Here is an 18,691-nt window from a genome sequence, read left to right as displayed (position 1 = left end):
ATGTCACGCTATATCTTATTTTCAGACCTTGATGGCTGTCTCCTGGACAACGACACCTATTCCTTTGACGAGGCGAGGCCGGCATTGAGCGCGCTCCGCTCGGAGAACGTTCCGATCATTCTCGTCTCCGGAAAGACCCGCGCGGAAATCGAACCGCTGCGAGAGCGTCTCGATCACCACAATCCCTTCATCGTCGAGAACGGCGCGGCGGTGTTCGTGCCTTTCGATACGTTCGACTTTCCCCTCGAACGGTCGCGGCGCCGTTCCGGCTATCAAGTCATCGAACTCGGGACCCCTTACGCGCTGCTGCGTGATGTACTCCGGCAGATCGAAGAAGCGGTGGGCACACCGCTTCGAGGCTTCGGCGATCTGTCGGTCGACGAAGTCATGGCCACCACAGGACTCTCCCGGGAAGATGCGCTGCGGGCTATGCTGCGGGAATTCGATGAGCCGTTCTTGGTGAACGGCCCCCCTAAGTTGATCGAAGAAGTCTGCCGCCAGGTCGTGACACGTGGCTTGAATTGGACTCGAGGCGGACGTTTCTTTCACTTGACGGGAAACAACGACAAGGGTCGGGCCGCCGACATTCTGCTCCGCTGCTACAAACGGCAACGGCGACTGGCCGACCCATCGGACGAGGTCGAAACCATCGGCATCGGCGACAGTCTGAACGATCTCCCGCTCCTCTTGACGGTTGATCATCCGGTGCTGGTACAGAAACCGGACGGCTCCTACGATCCTGATATCAATCTGCCCAACTTGATTCGCGCACCAGGCATCGGTCCTGCCGGTTGGAATCGAGCGGTTCTGGACTTGCTGAAACAGGCGTCGGAGGAAACCTCCAGCGGTCGCTCACTCAATATCCGCGCCACATGACCGTATTCGTGAGAATGGTTCGGCGATGCTAGTCTTCCGCCAGATTGACAATGTGCAATCCCGCGGTCTTTGACGCCGCCAAAAGCTGGGTATCCGCGCTGACGACGGTCAATCGTAACGGCTTCAACTCCAACGCCAGCGCAAGATGCATCACCTGCGGTGAACGAAGGAACGGATACTCCAGAACCAACTCTTTCGTCGCCAAGTAGGTCTCCGTCGTGGGTGCGATAAACTGATAGAGCCCCTGCTTGGATTCGATTTCGAACTTATAGAGCACCGAATAACAATCGTCCCGCGTAATCTGCCCTTCATGGGCGCGTGCGCAGAGAATCGAATAGAAGTCCGTCACCGTCCAGGTCGGGACAATCGCGACCTTCCCACGTTTCACCATCAGCTTATTGACGATTCTCGTGCCCCGCTCCATGCTGTAGCGCTTGATGAGTGCGGTGGAGTCAAAGTAGTAGTATGGCATCCCGTTACACCCTCCCCTTCAAAATGAGTTCCGCGAGCGGACCCTCGAGCTTCGAGAGCCGGTCTTGCAGTTCATCGAGCGGTACCTCTTCGTAGCCTTCTTTTCTCAAAGTATCGGCTAGATTACCTTTATTGAAAGACACCGTGTCTTCCTTCAGTCGCTCGTTCAATCGCCGCTTGGCCAGACGGCTTGAGATCTTTTGTCCGGTCTTGGTCAACCCACGCCCCCTGCTGCGCGGGGCACGACTGACGGATAGTTCATCTGATTTTTTCACGATCGCTGCCTCCCCTCATGAAAGAATATCGTTCACCGCCTCATCCCTGACGCTTCTCGCGGGCAACTTGCCGGCATCGTCGCCGCCTCTGGCAACGCGCTCTCGCCGAAGATATGCGCGGCAATCGCCTTCGCGACATCCGACGACAACTCTTGCCGCATCACACGAAGCGTCTTCGCCGTCGCTTCACGCTCCGTCAAGTGCCCTTCTTTACCGCCACGGGCGACGGCCCCGACGACCCGGCGCGTCCCCGGCTCCACGATCTCGAAATCGCTGCACCATCGAACGTATTTGAAATTCGGGTCATGGACCTCGACAGGAAAGAGACGGACCGTGCCTCGAATGATCACTTCCGTCGGATCCGCCTCTTCATGTCCCATCTGGATGGTCACGCGAAGTCCCTCCCGAATAAGTCCTTCCGCCAGTGCGCGCCCTGCCGGCTCCGCCTGGTCACCGGACACTTGTACCGCAAGCACCAGATTCGAGGCAAGAAATTGCTCTAACTCACCTGACAGTTCGTTTACCTGATAAGAGGATGGGATTCCGAGCCCCGTGTGGCGGATCACGCGGAGATCCGTATTGTACACCTCGCGCAGAACGAGATTTCTCCCGGCCCGTCGAAGGGTGCGGATCTTGGCCAGTTTGTCGGCCACATGCCGTGACTCGGTGACATCTGCTTCGATGGCGCGATCCAACGCCGAAAGCTTCTCCATCAACGAAGCTTCAGCCTGGGAACGACTCATCACGGCTAACGCGTAGTGCACCCGACTGTCCGGGTCGTACCAGGCATCCGCGATTCTGACATTCTCAAGCACCTTGTCGGTCGAGACCTTCGTCACATTGTCGATCGTGAGCCGTCGCTCGGCGTTCGAGACACCGCGGTTCTCGACAACCAAGTACGACTCCCAGTCCTTCGCCTGCGCCGCCACTTCAGCCTTAAAAATACGCGCCACGGCCGCATAGGCCTGATCCTCTGCGTTGTTTCGACTGTCCGCTTGTCCCACTCCGGTTAAGTATTGAGCCAATGGATATTCCAAGCTCCGACCATCGACCCACCCCGGCTTTTCTTTTCCAGTGAACCATGCACAGCCCGCCGATACCGACACGATCAGCCAGAGGCAGACGAAGAACGCCGACGCTTGTTTGATGGGCGAACCACGGGCGTGCATCATTGCATCACACGTTGGATGATGAACATCGTCTGGCCTGCCTCCAGTGCGACCATCTGCCCATCTTTGGCCGACGTTACCCCTTGTCCTGAAGGTTGAATGGCCACGCGATACTCACCGCGTGGAACCCATGCCCGCGCCACATGAATCTCGTCGGGTAAGGTTTGCCAACTCCGTTTGTCGGCTTCCTCAGATGCCACAGCCAACCCATGAGTCACAAGCCCGACCAACAGTCCGACCCACGGCGCGGCATCTCTCCCCGCAGCCTGTTGCGCTCCTATCATGGCTCCTTCAGCCATCGCGAACTTCGTCGCAGATCGAGCCAACGCTTTCACCGTGATCGCCGGCAAACGCTCCGAAAGACTTTTTTCCGCCAGTGCCGTGACATTGTGTGCTAATTCAGATCGTACCGTGACCGCACGGCCGGTCGAATCGGTCAGCGTCATGTTTTCAGATGGCACTTGTGTTTTTTGCGGAACCAACCGCGGGAGTGCAACGCGGACCACCCGCCCATTGAGTCCGTACAGAACACTGTCCGCGACACGATCTCGCGGATAGGGCGACTGGAAAATTCCTCTATTCAGTAGGACCAACTGTACGGCATCAAGACTAATCGGTAAGTCCAAGAAGAGATCCTCTTTTCGTGGGGCGCGCCCATTATAACTGATCATCACGACTTGGGCGAATTGCTCTTGGTCTGAGAACGGCTGCAAAGCGACATCGGGAAATGCCTGCCGATATCCCTCGAACTCCGCCGCTAAATGGAGGGCCTCGGCCGTGCGCAGGAGATCCGCGCGCAACGATGGCGGAGGGGGCGTCCTCGACCATCCGCGCATGCTTTCATACGCTTCATACGCGTTGCGATAGGCGATGAACGCATTATTGAGATCACCGGAGGCCTCGTACAGCACTCCGCTCACATATCGGGCGAACCCGTCGGTCCGGTACTTCTGGGTATCCTTCACCCGGTCGCCGAGCACATTCAACCGATGATCGATCCGTCGCACCTCGACCAGAGCGTCCAGAAGTTGTCCTTGAGCCGCATAGTTCAAAGCCTTGATCACGTTGATCATGACATGCTCGTAGGCATCGCCTTCGTACGGCAGGACGTTGTCGTTGGTGAGGAATGCGGCGGTTTCCGCGCGAATGGTCCTCGTATAGAGCCGCTCGACCTCCTCTTCCGCCCGCTCCAATGCCGCATTGCTCAGCTGATAGTGACCCGCCAGCTGCAGCACCAATCCTCGATCCATTTCGTACAGCAAGCGGCCCTTCGCGCCATATTCTTTCTTGGTCTGCTCGATGATCGCCGCCGCGCGTTCCGGATCACCGGCGACGAGGCTTTGTTCGACAAGGAGGTAGCGATTGACGGCAGGGCCGCATCCGGTCAAAAACAGGAGAACGGCAAGAAACGGGAGTAACGAGATCGGGGTGACAACGCCCCACCGCACAGGATCCCCGTGGGCAAAGCGTGGGAAGATTGCGTTCAACAGTGTCCGTGGAACTTAAAAGACGGTGCGTTTCTTTTCAACCACCTTCTTGATCTTCTTCTGCCCGTACCACACCTTCGCATTGTTCTCCAGATCGATCATCTGAAGATCCACTTGATAGAAGACCGCTTTGGTTCCGTCGGCTTCATCAAGAATGGTGGCGATCGTCCCCTTCATCATGAAATCGGCGCCTGTCTCTTTTCCGGGAGCTTTCTGAGTGTCCTCGCGCGCGTAAATGGCCTGCTCTTTCCGTTCGGTCCGAATCTCATCCCGCTCACCTTTGCCGGCCACGAACGTGACTTTCTGGGAATGGGTGAGTTCTCGTTCCAAATCCGTGATGAAGGTTTGCACGCTGATATGTTCATGACTGCTATTCAAGACCGTCCCCACCACGACGACAGGTTGACGTTGGTTCGCTTTTTCAAAATTCCCGAGCCATGGATATTGCAGCGCATCCTTGACCATCGCTTCGGCGACCATCCGGGAATCCGTGTCGTTCCACCGACCGCTCAAGTCGGTGACGAGCCCGGTATCGACCCGAGTCACCTTGGTTTCGTGTCCGCACCCGGACAACGCCAGAACTACGCTCGCCGTGACGACAAGCGAAGGACGAAATGTCTTGGTCACCATGAACCTCCGGGAAGAAAAAAGCGTCTCATGCTCCATGGATTTAGCGAACGCCTCGCTTTTCTTCTTCCTGCTCCAACCGTTCGAACAGGCGGTCGGCGTTCCTCCGGACGAAGTCCCGTACTTGTGAATTTAGCTCTTTGGCCTGCTCCAAGTTGTTTTTCATATCTTCCAGACTCAACTTGGTCAGGACGTAATAAGTGTTGGTCTTGGGATCCATGTACTGATCGATTTTCCGGACTCCGCTAAGTGTGGTCGTCGTAATGGTCTTGATGGCGCGCTCCACATTCTGCTCTTCCGTATTCCTGGTAAAATCTCCGGCCGTCGTCGAGGCCGCATAGTCTCTCATCAGGTACCCGGTGTAGGTTTCGAATGTTTTGGCGATCTCCGCCCTCCCGCGATTCTCGGCCGTATCCCAGGCAAGCGGCGCATTACGGACCCCCGCGACCGCCCCTACCCCATAAAAAGCTTTGCTGTCTTTTTCGTTATAGGCTCCAGACCCCTTCTCGACCCATTTCGGAGGACCGCCACAAGCCGCCAATCCAATGATGAGGATCGCAAGACCAGGACCGACCAGCTTTGATTGAATCGCGTGTGACCGGATCATACAATCCTCCTTGAGATATAAGTACTCATTCCTAGGATTAACGTCCCGGGAAAAAACGTTGGAGTCATGCTAACATGGGTCCTGATATCAGTCAACGCAACGCCGTGCTTCGAGCGGTTACATCATGGAAGGGGGGATCTGTGGCAGACATTCAGATTGACGACGGGGTCATTAGAATTCTTAACCTTGAGATCCAGGATCCCAAAGCGGCGGCGGTGCTTTCGGCTTACCCCCAAGCACGCTGGGCGGAAATCACCCGTCGAGCGGTCAAGATCGGTCTCGGATACCTGAAAGGCGGTGAAAAGGATTAAGGCACCATCGTGCCGGTTTCATGAACGGCAGCACGGGCACGAGCATGCGTACCTCCCAGTTCCAAGTACCGGCGAAACGCTTCCATCGACTTGGGATGATCATTCAGATGATCGGCATACAGTGTTCCCAACGCGAAGTAGACGTCCTGATAGTCATTGTTCACGCGCAATGCTTGCCGGAAAGCCGATTCCGCCTCTGCAAATTTGCCGTGCTTTTCGTAGATCAAACCCAGCGTGTAAAACGAATCCGGGTTCCCCGGCGCATATTTCACCGCAAGGAGGCCGATCGCCAAGGCTTCGTCTAGGTTCGGCACCACTTCCAGTCGAACATAGCTTTTCAGAACGTAGGCGTCTCCGTAGGTGGGATCGTAACCGATCGCACGGTCCAGTCGCTCCAACGCCTCTTCTGCGGACCTGCCTTCCCGTAACAACGCAAAGGCCCGTTCGTACTGAGCCTTGGCCTCCCGTTGCCGTTCAGCAAGAGTCTGAGGTGCGACACCAAGCGTAAACGCCGACCTGGGTCCTTCGACCAACACTGCGTCTCCATCGCCGTCGATGCGTAGACTGGACGGATGTTGGATTCCGTTGGAGGCCGTCTCAATCTGTCGCGACAGATAGGTTCCCAACTCGGAAGCCATGAGCCAGCCGTTTCCATCCAGATCGGCGGAGCCTGAAAGTCCATCCAGCAAGGCTTCGACAAAACGACTCCCCTTCTCGGAGCGAACGGCAGTCTCTCCTTTCCCTGCCGCACTAATCACGTGGACTGCACGCCGCTCCGTATCGGATTCCGGGGCCAGCCGTCCTTCCAACGAAAGCCCGGGAGGCTCGGTGGTCTCCCATCCGAACATCGACGCATCGAAAATCAAGACGATGTGCTTGGAAGCCGAGCGCCTCGTGAATTCTTTCAAGTGGTCGACCGTGATTGACTTCGTCACGTTATTGACCTGTGCATCAAACGGCACCAGATACCCACGGTCTTGTCCTTCGGCATCCTGGCTAAAGCCGGCATGGCCCGCGTAGAAAATCACGAGCCGGTCCATGCGCCCAACTTTTCTCGGCAACATGTCGTTGAGAAGCTGGTGGAGACGCCGTGAACTGGCATCTTTGTCGTAGAGCTCGACCACTTCCTCGAACCCCAAGCGCCGAAACGCCTCGGCAACCTGCTTGGCATCGCTGATCGCCCCTGGAATGGGAGGAGCTAAAACGTAGTGCTCGATGCCGATGATGATAGCCCAAGACTTGTAATACAGACCTTCCGGCTTCCCCAACTGGGCCTCTGCAGTCGAGAAACTGATCAATGGGGCAATGCCGAGGAGATACGCACCCACTAAGAGTGGGCTAAAGAAAATCACCAAGAAGTTCCTCGCAACATATCTGGCGCTGATCATCGAATTAGCCTATCTCTCGCTCAGACGGGGTGTCAAGAAACTGAGTCGAGAGGAATTCGCCAACGCCATCGCCGTAATGGTTTCGGCGCAACTGCATGGTTGCAGGCGCCCGCGACTTTCTCCATAATTGCGCGTCGGCGATAGACTGTGCTGAAGAAGGAGACGCTATCCCATGAGCGAACAGATCGAGACCTTGTTGAAGGAAAGTCGGACGTACCAGCCGACCGCCAAGACAATCGCCGCAGCCTATATCAAAGACTACGAGACCGAATACAAGAAATCCATCGCAGACCCTGAAGCGTTTTGGAACCGTGAAGCCAAGGAGCTGGAGTGGTTCACTCCTTGGGAGAAGGTGCTGGAGTGGAATTATCCCTGGGCGAAATGGTTCGTCGGCGCACGATGCAACATTGCCTACAACTGCCTGGATCGTCACCTCAAGACCTGGCGAAAGAACAAAGTCGCATTGATCTGGGTGGGCGAACAGGATCAAGAACGCATCTTCACCTATGCGGAACTGTACCGGCAGGTGAACCGCTGCGCCAACGCCCTGAAAAAGCTGGGTCTCCGACAAGGCGATCGTGTCACCATCTATTTGCCCAAAATACCTGAACAAGTCATCGCCATGCTGGCGTGCGCCAGAATCGGCGTGATTCACAGTGTCGTCTATTCAGGGTTCAGCGCCCCAGCCCTGGCCAGCCGTATCAACGATGCGGAGGCCAAGCTTGTGATTACGGCGGATGTCGGGTTCGACCGCGGCAAGACCATCCCATTGAAATCGGTCGTGGACGAGGCCCTTAAAACCTGTCCGACGATCGACCATGTGGTGGTCGTACGCCGCCTGATCACCGACTCTCCCCTTGCCGCTCCGAAGGAAATCGACTGGAAGGAGTGGGTCGAGCATGAACGACCGGTTTGCGAAGCAGAACAGCTGGATGCCGAAGCACCGCTGTATATTCTCTATACCTCCGGCACGACCGGCCGGCCGAAGGGTGTGGTCCATGTCCATGGAGGGTACATGGTCGGCACCTATACGACGACGAAGTATGTGTTCGACCTGAAAGATGAGGACGTGTATTTCTGCGTAGCTGATCCAGGCTGGGTCACAGGCCACAGCTATATCGTCTATGGTCCTCTTCTTAATGGGGCCACGATTCTGACCGCGGAAGGGAAACCGGATCATCCAAATCCTGGGCGCTGGTGGGATCTCATCGAACGGTACGGGGTCTCGATTTTCTATACGACCCCGACCGCCATTCGCCTGCTCATGCGCTACGGCGAAGACTGGCCGAAGAAATTCGATCTCTCGACGCTTCGTATTCTTGGAAGTGTCGGAGAACCGATCAACCCTGAAGCGTGGGAATGGTACCACCGCGTGACGGGCGGGGACAAACCGATCATGGACACCTGGTGGCAGACGGAAACGGGGGCAATCCTTATTTCCCCGCTTCCCACCGTGCCGCTGAAACCCGGCTCGGCCACGCGCGCCTTTTTGGGGATTGAAGCCGACGTCGTCGATCGCGAGGGAAACAGTCTCCCTGCCAACGCCGGCGGCTTCGCCGTCATCAAAAAACCGTGGCCCTCCATGATGCGTACGATTTACAAAGATCCGGAGCGGTACAGGGCTTACTGGAATACGATCCCTAATTGTTATACGGCCGGCGATGTCTGTCACAAAGACTCAGACGGCTACATGTGGTTCATGGGACGTGCGGATGACGTGATCAAAGTCGCGGGCAACCGGCTTGGAACCGCCGAAGTCGAAAGCGCCTTAGTCAGCCACCCTGCCGTCGCGGAGGCAGCGGTCATCGGCAAGCCGCATAAGACAGTCGGTGAATCAATCAAGGCCTTCATCATTTTGAAACAAGGAGAGCAGGAAAGCCCGGCCCTCATCAAATCGATCAAGGATCAAGTTCTGAAAGAATTGGGCAAGATCGGCGTCCCGTCTGAAATCGACATCGTGTCGTCACTGCCGAAGACTCGCTCCGGAAAAATCATGCGGCGCGTGTTGAAGGCGAAAGAACTGGGACAAGACCCGGGCGATATTTCCACGATCGAGGAGTGACGACATTGGGAAGGGGCGGGAGAAAGCCAGGGGAGCCGATCTATTTGCGACGGCATATGATCGCGCTTGTCCTGGCGGTTGTCCTCCCCCTGATCCTTTTGCAGCTGTATAAAATTTATGTTGGGCCACTGAGCTTCGATTTTCAGCTTGGCGTCGGGATCATTTTCTCCGTGATCTTAGGTTTGGCTCTTCACGTTGCCTACCGTTCGTCTGCTCGTAATGAGCCGTAAAGAGTCCCATACTCTGTAGAAAGGACTTTTAATGGCATCCACAAATCACCGCGTGAATGTCGTCCTGGAAGAACCGATTTACGAGGAGCTCCGGCATTGGGCGAAGCGGGATGGCGTGTCACTTTCGCTGAAGGTGCGGGATCTCGTCAAAGACGCACTGGAAGCCGAAGAAGATCGAGCACTGGCAGGTCTGGCCAAAGATCGAGAGCAGACGTTCGACAGAAAGAAAGCCTTAACACATGCTCAGACCTGGGCACCGCTCAAACGATTGAGACGATAAGTGTCCTTCGCACTTCGGTACCACCCTGCCGTCGCGGACGAAGATACCCCCCCTTATTCCTCAAAATCTCCACGTCCGGATTGCTGGAACCATTGAGTCGCGCTTGACTCGTGCTCCGCACCAATACGGCACACCTCTTTGCAAGACATTGAGAGGCTACTGGAAGCTCCGTGTCGGGGACTATCGCGTCGTGTATAAGATCGAAGGAGAAGAAGTGTGGGTCCTAGGAATTCAACATCGCAAGACGGTGTATGAGGATATCGTACAGAGAATTCCATAGACCGCGTTAACATCCACGTGCACGATTCAAGATCCGACCCCAACCTAGAAGCGCTCAGCTGCGCCGCTTTGTGGCCTCGACTGGAGCGTGAGGTTAGTCCTCGTCCTTTATTTCGATTGTTCGAACATCGCCGAGCGCTTGAGCAAATTTGCTCCCGACGCCGCCGACACCAACCACGACAATGGGTTTTCCTAGAGCAGATGCCATACCCGCTTCGTAACTAACCCATTGTGATTGAGCGCTATTGGGGGACGTTATGATTACAACTGTGCTTGATGCCGCTATCTCGTTTTTAAGAATCGCGCGAATATTATCTCCAGCTTGAATGCCCTTCTGAGGATCAAAGAACTCCACCTCTGGCGAAGTGACGATTCCATGTTTTCGCAGGTAACCCTCAATCCGTTCTGCAATCTTGCGGTCCTGCTGTGCGTATGAAAGAAAAATCTTTTCGGCCATTGCTACTTCCCCTTGTTTAGGAGGTTGCGTATATCCTCCACGATGCGCTTCCAGTCATGCGCCGAATTGCACTGACTGGACAGAAGCAGTGGAGGAACGCCGCGTTCCTTCGCTTTGAGTTCTTCGTACTCCAAATGGTGTAAAAGCACAAAAGTGGGCACGTCGAATGCGTCGGAATAGGCCAATTCCATCCATTGAGTCGCTCCACCATCAAGAGTAGTTGGTGAAACCAAGAAAATAGTGGCGACCGATTCACGGACCCGTTGCTTTAAGCTGTTTGCAATTTCTTTCTCCGAACGAACCTGATCTCGTTGGAATGTCCAGGCGACCACTCCCTCACGATTGAGCAGGGTCTCGATCGCATATTGCAGCAGGCTCGTCTCAAATGAATCATGCCCAGAATACGAGATAAATACCTGTGGTGCTGTCATTGGCTGAAAACCGTTTCAGTAGGGCTCACGGGGAGTGAGCGTCAAACGACCATCGCTGACACCGCGTTCACCTATTCCAACCGATTGTTGAACCGCTCCTTGCTCACGGGAGTCCCAAGGTTCCCTTCATGAGGCTCATGAGAAGCTGCTTCATGACATCGAGTGTGATGTTCCCGCCCTTCTCGGCCACAATGCCCACGGCCTTCTTCCAGCGCCTCTCATCTCGTGCCGCCTCGGTGAACTCATGGCCTTCCCACGTGAGGCTTGTGATCATGCCTTAGGTGCCTGGTTCCCCATAGTGCTAACATCGCTGCCCCGAGCAAGCTCGGCGCCGATCATCAGATGTGCATGATATCCGATCTGTACGTCCGAGTAGCCATCGATCTTGATGTCAGGCGCCCATCCAGAAGGGGAATCCTCGATTGCCAGCAGCATCTTCCGGATCAGGTCCAAGTCCCGCCTCATCTGACGCTCTCCTCGATGTCGGTCTAACGCACTGCACCCCACCCGTGACGGGGCCCCCAAGCCGTACACCACCGCTCTGCCCCGGTCCGCCGCAGGGTGTGGTTAGCCGGTTCCTTCGTTCCTCAGAGGGTCTGCGCGAAGGCCATGATCCAATTGCGGACGATGCTTCGAGCCTCCTCCAACTCCCCGCTGCTGGCGACTCGATGGCCGCTAATGTTTTTGCCGCGATGCCGCCCTTGTTGCAGGGGTTCAACGTTTGCGAGGACGCCAAGGCGCTGCCATTCGGCACGATTGATGTTCAAGGTAGCACGAACCTTCTGCTCGCCGCCGTAATGTTGGGAAAGGGCATCCCGGATCTCGTAAAGGTGGACGAGCTCATTGTTTGGATCTGATATGGACCGAGAATAGCTCGTGAACAGCCGATGCAGTACAGTCGATCGGGTCAGCTTGGGCGTGATGGATTCCAATAGAGGTGTACGCGGCGATGCGTTCGGCTCTCGTGTCCCGCATAATGTTACCAGACTGGTCTCGAAGAATAATGTCGGGTTGACCAACGGATTCCGCACTCAGCACAGAGCTAACACGGATGGCCACGTTTCTCTGCCCTCTCTCATGCTGGTAGACGCGCGGCCCTTGAAGCGTGTACGTGCGATGCACCTGAAGCTGTCTTACCAGGAAAATTGAGGTAACATGCGCCTCAATCTGTCCCTCAAGGTCTTCGGCAACAGGATTTTGAGGGACGGTCAGAGTCGCAACGACTCGGCCATCCTCAATGACTAGCTCATACTCAGTGTTGGCAGAGCGGTGCACCGCCTCAAAGAGGTCTGCTGGCTGGTACATCCACTCCAACTCGGTGCAGTCTGGCGTCATTGTCTCTCTGCCTGGCTAACTATGTTTAGGCCGGTCCGCATAACACCCGTCCCATGAATGGGTTCACATGCTGATCAACCGGCTGCAGACACCTGTTGGTCCACGGTGAAGCACATGGGTGTAAGTCATCGTCATACTGACGTCCTTGTGCCCGAGTAATTTCTGGATCGTGAGGAACCGGCACCAGCGCAGCATATTCTCGGCCGATCTATTGGCTCCGTCAAGTCTCACCTAGCCAGGCTCCTAAGAATTGATTACATTTAGCGGTAGGGTTGATTTCGAGGGAGCCGAGAGGTTTTAACTCAGCGGTGGGCGAACAGCACTTCCCCAGCTAAGTTGAGCACTGTTCCTGCAGGTATCTTTATCAATGCTGACGGTGGGTTTGGGAAGCTGGCCACGCTCTTGGAGCAGGCTCTCGACGTACTTGCCGATGAGGTCTGATTCGAGATTGACCGTATCATTCACCTGCTTGAGACCAAGTGTCGTCACTTTTGAACATGCGATCTCACGCAACATATTGCTGGATATGCCTCTCGATTTCTGACCCTATCGTACGTTTGGCGACTCGTAGGTCAAACTCCCCCTGGAGTCCGATCCAGAGATCCGACGACGTTCCCAAATACCGGCTGAGCCGGAGCGCGGTATCGGCTGTGATAGCACGCTTTCCATTAACGATGGCGCTGATCCGGCCCGGCGAGACATGAATCTCACGGGCAAGCCGATTAATGCTGATGTTCATTGGCTTCATGAACTCTTCAAACAAAATTTCACCCGGATGTATCGGCTCCAGCAAGCGTTTTCGCGCCATAGTGCACCTCAATGGTAGTCCACAATCTCGACATCACGGGCATCGCCCTGAGCCCACACAAAACAAATCCTCCACTGATCGTTAATACGAATGCTGTACTGTCCCTTTCGAGTTCCACGCAAGGCTTCTAAACGGTTTCCTGGCGGAACGCGCAGATCATCCAGCGACTTCGCCCGATGGAGCAGCAATAGCTTTCGTCTGGCCATCCTCTCAAATGCGCGAAAGCGGGGCACCTCTTCATCGGCAAACAGTGACTCGGTCGCCTTCGACCGGAATGACCGTATCATCAGATGTCAGTCTATTCCGCTACGCGGTATAGGTCAAGCATCCGCTATTGCTCAGATGAGATGTATAAGAAGAGATGCGGCTGAGCACGGTGGCAGCCAGAAACGCGTCCCATTCGCAGCGATCAGATCAATCCTCGCTTCTGAAGATAGTCTTTGTCGATAACAGGTGCCGGTTTCGGCGAAACCTGCCCACGCTCTTGGAGCAGGCGCTCGACGTATTTGCCGATGAGATCGGACTCCAGATTCACGGTATCTTTGACCTGTTTCAGACCTAACGTCGTCACTTTGGCGGTGTGCGGAATGATGGTGACGGAGAACCCATTGTCGCTCACGTCATTGATGGTCAAGCTGATCCCATCGACCGTGATGGAACCTTTTACCACGCAGTATCGCAGGATGTTTTGCGGCGCTTCGATGGTGAGGATGATCGCATTGGCGTCTTGATGTCGGGTACGAATGACACCCACACCATCCACATGACCGGCCACCAGATGCCCGCCGATGCGCTCGTTGAGCTTCATGGCTCGTTCTAGATTGACCGGCATGCCTACGGCGAAACTGCCGAGCGTCGTCACCGAGAGCGTTTCAGGCGAGACTTCCACGGAAAAGTCACGCTCGCTCCTCGAGACGACCGTCAGACAAATTCCATTCACGCTGACGCTGTCACCCACTTTGAGGTCGCCCATCACGGTCGAGGCCAAAATCGTGAGCTTGGCTCCCGCCAGCGTTTTTCTCAGGACGGTAATCCCGCCCATTTCTTCAACGATGCCAGAGAACATCAGTCTTTCCTCACGAGGATTTGTTTCACCACATAGACGAACAGCACAATCAGCACCACAACGCCCAGACCGGCCAGCACGCCGATCACAAGATTCTCGGTCGCGATCTCCCTCATCACGCCGCCCATTATATCGCAGCAGTTATCGGGATGGCAGCGTCTACATTCGCTTCATCGTCACCCAGAATACCCCCGCCGCCAGCAGCTGCACCCCGGCGATGACGCCGAAGGCCATGGGATAACTCAGACTTGCAATCAGCAGACCGGCCAGAAGGGGACCGCTGGCATGCCCGATGTCCATGATCGTTCCTTGCATCCCCATGCCGGCTCCCAGCGTTTTAAATTCCGAGCTGTCTGCCACGAGAGCTGAAGAAGAAGACGACACGACCGCCTCGCCGAACCCGAATCCCGCAGACAGCAGGAGCAAAACGGGAAACATCGACACGTGCGGGATACAGACAAAGGTTCCGGCGCAAATGGAGAGCCCCAGAAGGATCAGCGGCTGGCGACCCATGCGGTCTGATACTCGTCCCATAATCGGCTTCGAAAAGAACGACGTACACGCTTGTACGGTAAACAACAGGCCGACTTCACCGGGGTTCAATCCCGCCGACACTCCGTACAACGGCAAAAACGCCATTAACGCTCCGTTGGCGATCATTTTGGCGGCGTCGGTCACACTGGTGATCAGCACCTTGGTATTCTTGGCGACGACCGAAAACCCTTTCCACATTTCGGACAGCACAGCGGCCGTTCCCTGTTCCTTCCGCTGCGGCACGGAAACGTCGAGATGCAGGCTATAGAACAACACCATCGCCACGCAGCCGAACACACCGGCTGTGACAAACGCCGTCGAGAACCCCGCCGCATGGATGAGATAGCCTCCAAGAAAGGGACCCAAGAGCGAGCCGGATTGCGTGCAGGCCGTATAGGTCCCGAGCGCCGCACCACGCCGTTCCCGATAGAGCTCCGCGACAGTGGCAAGGGCACTTGGTGCAAAGATGGCGGTTGCCAAGCCATGCAGAAATCGCAGCGCCGTCAGCGCGTCCAGACTTGTAATGAAGGGATAGAGAAACGGCGGCAGCCCGAACGCCACCACGCCGATCCGCAGGAGGAACCGCCGGCCATAGATATCGGAGAGGGCGCCGGAAGGCAGTTTGAGCAAGACACCTGTTAAGGTCGAAACGGACACGATCAACCCGATCCGTTCCGGGCCTGCCCCGAGCGATTCGGCGAACAAGGAGAGGGCGGGCATCCGCACCATGTTGTAGCTGATGAAACAAAAGATGCCGACCGTGCAGATCAGGACGAAGCTGCGCGATGTGGTCATGGAGTCATTCTGTCGCGTGAGATTGCCTTGTCGGCATTGTTCTTTCTCAACGCCTCTTTCAAAAACGCTACGTGCTGTTCCGCCACCGACGGCGGCTTCATCGCTTCGAGCAACACCCGTTGGGGGTCTTGGTTCATGGTCATCCCCAATCGATTCACCGTCTCCACTCCTTTTTGTAACCGGCTCGTGACAAGCCTGGAGACAAGCGGATGGAGAAGGGACACCAAGCCCGAAAGGAACCGATTATCCAACTTGGTGTACGCGACCAATGTACTGTCCATCGCTTCGTTCCCATTCGCGTCGCGCACAACACCCATCCTGAGGAAGACGACCGCTTTTCCCGACACGTGAGGAAGCAAGCGGCTCTCATGGGTTCCTTCAAGAAAGTAAATACGGGACTCGGGATCCTCGTACACCAGTTCAACCATGCCCTTCGTGCCCTCCGCATCATCACCCCAGAAACGGCCTGGGCCACGCACTTCCGACTGGTAGAGACCAAGGCGCAGGCGCCGGATCAACACCGCGGTCATCGGAGGGTGATCCAGCAAATGCCGATACAGCGATTCAGAGAGAGCGGTTCGGATGGGCCCTACTTTGCTCTCAGTCGTATGGTTTTGGATGACGGCTTGCAATCGACAGGTCCACCCGGGATCTACCCTGTCGACCGGAAATATGAGCCCGCCATGACCTTGAGACAACGTGCACGCGTCTGACCGGCCATGCCCGGCCGACACAAGAATCCCCATGCCCATGCAAACAACAAGCATGTGTGTCACAGGGCCGGGCCGAAACCGCCATGAGGTAATCATGACGCCGGCTTCGCAAGGTCAATCGTGAGGTGAACGGGGAAGAGTCGCTCGGGATCATGTCGGAGTCTGGCTTGTCTCAGCAAGGTTTCGACGGACGGTATAACGACGCCTTCGAACGAGAGACGGCCGTTCGTCACCACCGTAAGCGGCTTGGAGAAATCGATCAACTGCGCGTTCAGAAATAAACTATACCGTTGGACGTGCTCGGCCTTCACCTCGATGCGATTATGTCCAACCATCGATGCGTCCAGTCTGGCATACACCCGACGTTTGATTCGCTCGTCGCGCTTGTCCACCAGATCGTCCGAAAATGCCGCAATCGGATCGGTCGAATCCAGGCGCACCCAGTTGAACGCTTGAAAATGGCTGCCGTCACGCACAATGGTCAGCCTTGCCGGCAGCGGCTCACGGCGTTGATGACCGAACCAGTCGACAAGGTCCGGCAATTCCTCCTTGGGAAAATAATGTCCGCCTGCAATTGGGTGCTCACGTTGATGCTCACGATACACATGGGGATACCCGAGCAGGTCCAGCTCTCGGACGATCGAGCGGCTCAGGTCCACCGGCATCACCTGATCTTTCGTTCCATGAATGATATAGACGGGTGTGTTTCGGAGATTCGCCAGAAACGGCATCAGCACATTGTCCAGGCCGCTCGCCATGGGGGCAAGGCCGGCAAACAACGGCGCATGGTGCATCCCGATCAGCCACGCTCCGATCCCGCCGTTCGACATGCCCGTAAGAAACACCCGGTCGGGATCGACATGATACCGGCGTTTCGCTTGCCGGATCGTCTCCAACACCAAATCTTCAGCACGCCTGGTAAACCAGGCCCCAGAGGGATAGGTGGGACAGGCCAAGAGATAGTCCTCACCCAACCGTGTCCGCCACCGTTCCAAATATTCTTCGCCGGTAAAACCATATCCATGTAGGCATACGACAAGTGCATAGGCCTTCGAAGTTCGGTATGTCGGCGGGATGAACAGCGACAGCCCATAGGTCTGTCCCCGGCTCACGATCTGTTCATCAGGAAGATGCCCAAGGGGTTGGCTTTGATAGATTCGTTCCGCCTTTATGGTCTGGGAGACGGTTTCGACGGATGCACTCCTGTCGGAGAGGATGCCTTGTAGGAGTCGTTCGGCTTCATCTCCGTCAGAAGCATCGAGGTACTGTAAGATGCGCGAAGCAACGTCGGTGACAGGCGGTGTCGAGTCTTCCGCGAAACTTGGAATCATATTACCGGAAAGACACACCAACAGGCTGATACTCCAGATCAAGGCGGTCACAGATCTCCTTCCACCACCACATCATTGCCGACGAACCTGGTTATCACATGCCGTAACGCGATCGCACCGCCAAGCCGTGCCGGACTTTCTCCTCCGATCACACCCTTGGCATTCTGCCCGCCAAGCAGCAGCGGCGCCACGTAGAGACGAATGTGATCGACCAGTTTGGCCTTCAGCATCGCCGCATTGATCTCACTCCCCCCCTCCAGGAGGAGAGACGTGATACCGCGCCGACCGAGTTCTTGAAGCAATGCGGACAACGAGACACGACGCCGATCTACAGGAAGCGTGAGTAATTCGATAACCTTTTTCTGAAACTGCGATCGCCGCACCGCAGGAGCCGCGGGAGTGGTGGCGATAATCGTTTTAGCCTTGTCCTGTTGTGTCAGAATATGTGCCTTCAAAGGAGTGCGCAGGAGGCTATCGACTACGATGCGAAGAGGCTGCCGTGACGCCAATTTATCCAATCCTGTTCCGGTTCTCGCGGTCAGCGCAGGATCGTCGATCAACACTGTGCCGACTCCGACTAGAACCGCATCCATACTACCGCGGAGCTGATGGACTTCTCTCCTGGACAACTCCCCGGTAATCCACCGAGATTCACCAGAGGCCGTGGCCACCTTGCCATCAAGCGTCATGCCCGCCTTGAGCGTCACATAAGGACGACCTGTTTGTATCCAATGACAATAGGCCTTGTTCAATTCCTCCGCCTTCGAGCGGGCCACTCCGACCGTGACCGAGAGTCCGGCCCGCCGAAGCGCTGCAATTCCTTTTCCCCTTACGGATGGATTCGGATCCTGCATCGCAATCACCACACGGCGGACACGAGCGCGGAGGATCTCCGGGACACAAGGAGGGGTTCGTTTCTTGAGATGGCAGCAGGGCTCAAGGGTCACGTACAATGTGGCGCCTTGAGTCTGCTTCCCTGCCTGCCGGAGCGCGGGAATTTCTGCGTGAGGAGTCCCGGGTCGGAGGTGAAAACCCCGTCCGACGATCTTGTCTTGGCGAACCACGACGGCTCCAACCATCGGATTCGGACTGGTCGTTCCCTGGCCCTTCTCGGCGAGACGAAGCGCCAGGGTCATATAGTGGAGATCTCGTGTGCGGT

Annotated in this window: 26 protein-coding genes and 1 pseudogene; 8 read left to right on the top strand and 19 right to left on the bottom strand. The window is 56.1% G+C overall.

What is annotated here, in order from left to right; all coding sequences use genetic code 11:
- Complete coding sequence (locus tag A4E19_02075) at positions 1–876, top strand: hypothetical protein (GenBank protein OQW34269.1); 876 nt, start codon at positions 1–3, stop codon at positions 874–876.
- A gap of 28 nt (positions 877–904) precedes the next feature.
- Here the strand turns inward: A4E19_02075 and A4E19_02070 are convergent, their stop codons facing one another.
- From A4E19_02070 to A4E19_02045, 6 genes are read right to left on the bottom strand one after another with little or no spacing between them, the layout of a single operon-like run.
- Positions 905–1,348, bottom strand: a complete 444-nt coding sequence (locus tag A4E19_02070) for a hypothetical protein (protein ID OQW34268.1) — start codon at positions 1,346–1,348, stop codon at positions 905–907.
- Between the two features lie 4 nt (positions 1,349–1,352).
- Positions 1,353–1,622 carry a hypothetical protein gene (locus tag A4E19_02065; protein ID OQW34267.1) on the bottom strand — a complete coding sequence of 90 codons (270 nt, stop codon included), beginning with the start codon at positions 1,620–1,622 and terminating at the stop codon, positions 1,353–1,355.
- A gap of 32 nt (positions 1,623–1,654) precedes the next feature.
- Entirely contained in the window at positions 1,655–2,794 is a 1,140-nt protein-coding gene (locus A4E19_02060) for a hypothetical protein (protein OQW34266.1), read from the bottom strand.
- Complete coding sequence (locus A4E19_02055; protein ID OQW34265.1) at positions 2,791–4,239, bottom strand: hypothetical protein; 1,449 nt, start codon at positions 4,237–4,239, stop codon at positions 2,791–2,793. Before A4E19_02055 ends, A4E19_02060 begins: the two co-directional genes overlap by 4 nt.
- Before the next feature lie 54 nt (positions 4,240–4,293).
- Positions 4,294–4,908: a penicillin-binding protein activator LpoB gene (locus A4E19_02050; protein OQW34319.1), complete on the bottom strand. Its 615-nt coding sequence runs from the start codon at positions 4,906–4,908 to the stop codon at positions 4,294–4,296.
- Between the two features lie 40 nt (positions 4,909–4,948).
- Complete coding sequence (locus A4E19_02045; protein ID OQW34264.1) at positions 4,949–5,512, bottom strand: hypothetical protein; 564 nt, start codon at positions 5,510–5,512, stop codon at positions 4,949–4,951.
- Positions 5,513–5,586: 74 nt separating this feature from the next.
- On the opposite strand from A4E19_02045, the gene A4E19_02040 reads away from it, so the two are divergent.
- Positions 5,587–5,823: a hypothetical protein gene (locus tag A4E19_02040; GenBank protein OQW34263.1), complete on the top strand. Its 237-nt coding sequence runs from the start codon at positions 5,587–5,589 to the stop codon at positions 5,821–5,823.
- On the opposite strand, the gene A4E19_02035 is transcribed toward A4E19_02040, so the two are convergent.
- Positions 5,820–7,151, bottom strand: coding sequence for a hypothetical protein (locus tag A4E19_02035; GenBank protein ID OQW34262.1), 1,332 nt, complete (start codon positions 7,149–7,151; stop codon positions 5,820–5,822). The genes A4E19_02040 and A4E19_02035 overlap by 4 nt on opposite strands.
- Between A4E19_02035 and A4E19_02030 the strand changes: the two genes are divergently transcribed.
- From A4E19_02030 to A4E19_02010, 5 genes and pseudogenes are all read left to right on the top strand, one after another.
- On the top strand, positions 7,129–7,338 hold the full coding sequence (locus A4E19_02030; protein OQW34261.1) for a hypothetical protein: 210 nt from the start codon (positions 7,129–7,131) through the stop codon (positions 7,336–7,338). The two genes, A4E19_02035 and A4E19_02030, sit on opposite strands and share 23 nt — an antisense overlap.
- Positions 7,339–7,383: 45 nt before the next feature.
- On the top strand, positions 7,384–9,273 hold the full coding sequence (locus tag A4E19_02025) for an acetyl-coenzyme A synthetase (protein ID OQW34260.1): 1,890 nt from the start codon (positions 7,384–7,386) through the stop codon (positions 9,271–9,273).
- Positions 9,270–9,503, top strand: coding sequence for a hypothetical protein (locus tag A4E19_02020; protein OQW34259.1), 234 nt, complete (start codon positions 9,270–9,272; stop codon positions 9,501–9,503). Before A4E19_02025 ends, A4E19_02020 begins: the two co-directional genes overlap by 4 nt.
- A gap of 31 nt (positions 9,504–9,534) precedes the next feature.
- Positions 9,535–9,783, top strand: coding sequence for a hypothetical protein (locus tag A4E19_02015; GenBank protein OQW34258.1), 249 nt, complete (start codon positions 9,535–9,537; stop codon positions 9,781–9,783).
- Positions 9,784–10,063, top strand: a pseudogene (locus A4E19_02010) (addiction module antitoxin RelB). It abuts the gene before it with no gap.
- 93 nt (positions 10,064–10,156) lie between these two features.
- On the opposite strand, the gene A4E19_02005 reads toward A4E19_02010, so the two are convergent.
- The 3 genes from A4E19_02005 to A4E19_01995 all read right to left on the bottom strand — a co-directional run bounded on the left by A4E19_02005 (position 10,157) and on the right by A4E19_01995 (position 11,415).
- Positions 10,157–10,519 carry a hypothetical protein gene (locus tag A4E19_02005; protein ID OQW34257.1) on the bottom strand — a complete coding sequence of 121 codons (363 nt, stop codon included), beginning with the start codon at positions 10,517–10,519 and terminating at the stop codon, positions 10,157–10,159.
- A gap of 2 nt (positions 10,520–10,521) precedes the next feature.
- Positions 10,522–10,950: a hypothetical protein gene (locus tag A4E19_02000; GenBank protein OQW34256.1), complete on the bottom strand. Its 429-nt coding sequence runs from the start codon at positions 10,948–10,950 to the stop codon at positions 10,522–10,524.
- A 270-nt stretch (positions 10,951–11,220) separates the two neighbouring features.
- Positions 11,221–11,415 carry a hypothetical protein gene (locus A4E19_01995; GenBank protein ID OQW34255.1) on the bottom strand — a complete coding sequence of 65 codons (195 nt, stop codon included), beginning with the start codon at positions 11,413–11,415 and terminating at the stop codon, positions 11,221–11,223.
- 203 nt (positions 11,416–11,618) lie between these two features.
- On the opposite strand from A4E19_01995, the gene A4E19_01990 reads away from it, so the two are divergent.
- Positions 11,619–11,807, top strand: coding sequence for a hypothetical protein (locus tag A4E19_01990; protein ID OQW34254.1), 189 nt, complete (start codon positions 11,619–11,621; stop codon positions 11,805–11,807).
- Here A4E19_01990 and A4E19_01985 read toward each other — a convergent pair.
- The 9 genes from A4E19_01985 to A4E19_01945 form a co-directional block, all read right to left on the bottom strand.
- Positions 11,791–12,285, bottom strand: coding sequence for a hypothetical protein (locus tag A4E19_01985; GenBank protein OQW34253.1), 495 nt, complete (start codon positions 12,283–12,285; stop codon positions 11,791–11,793). The genes A4E19_01990 and A4E19_01985 overlap by 17 nt on opposite strands.
- A 297-nt stretch (positions 12,286–12,582) precedes the next feature.
- Entirely contained in the window at positions 12,583–12,801 is a 219-nt protein-coding gene (locus A4E19_01980; protein ID OQW34252.1) for a hypothetical protein, read from the bottom strand.
- Positions 12,791–13,093: an XRE family transcriptional regulator gene (locus tag A4E19_01975; protein ID OQW34251.1), complete on the bottom strand. Its 303-nt coding sequence runs from the start codon at positions 13,091–13,093 to the stop codon at positions 12,791–12,793. Before A4E19_01975 ends, A4E19_01980 begins: the two co-directional genes overlap by 11 nt.
- A gap of 8 nt (positions 13,094–13,101) precedes the next feature.
- Positions 13,102–13,380 (bottom strand): excinuclease ABC subunit A, encoded by a 279-nt coding sequence (locus tag A4E19_01970; protein ID OQW34250.1) that lies wholly within the window; start codon positions 13,378–13,380, stop codon positions 13,102–13,104.
- 122 nt (positions 13,381–13,502) lie between these two features.
- On the bottom strand, positions 13,503–14,159 hold the full coding sequence (locus A4E19_01965; protein OQW34249.1) for a riboflavin synthase subunit alpha: 657 nt from the start codon (positions 14,157–14,159) through the stop codon (positions 13,503–13,505).
- Between the two features lie 159 nt (positions 14,160–14,318).
- Positions 14,319–15,488, bottom strand: coding sequence for a hypothetical protein (locus A4E19_01960; GenBank protein ID OQW34248.1), 1,170 nt, complete (start codon positions 15,486–15,488; stop codon positions 14,319–14,321).
- Complete coding sequence (locus tag A4E19_01955; GenBank protein ID OQW34247.1) at positions 15,485–16,297, bottom strand: hypothetical protein; 813 nt, start codon at positions 16,295–16,297, stop codon at positions 15,485–15,487. The genes A4E19_01960 and A4E19_01955 overlap by 4 nt, the downstream gene beginning before the upstream one ends.
- A complete protein-coding gene (locus tag A4E19_01950; GenBank protein ID OQW34246.1) occupies positions 16,294–17,583 on the bottom strand; it encodes a hypothetical protein in 1,290 nt (429 codons plus the stop codon). Before A4E19_01950 ends, A4E19_01955 begins: the two co-directional genes overlap by 4 nt.
- Positions 17,580–18,668 (bottom strand): riboflavin biosynthesis protein RibD, encoded by a 1,089-nt coding sequence (locus A4E19_01945; GenBank protein OQW34245.1) that lies wholly within the window; start codon positions 18,666–18,668, stop codon positions 17,580–17,582. Before A4E19_01945 ends, A4E19_01950 begins: the two co-directional genes overlap by 4 nt.
- Between the last annotated feature and the right edge of the window lie 23 nt (positions 18,669–18,691).

The sequence above is a fragment of the Nitrospira sp. SG-bin1 genome, assembly GCA_002083365.1.
GTDB lineage: Bacteria > Nitrospirota > Nitrospiria > Nitrospirales > Nitrospiraceae > Nitrospira_D.
Note: the sequence above shows the minus strand (reverse complement) of the source record. Positions and strands in the feature narration are given on the sequence as shown.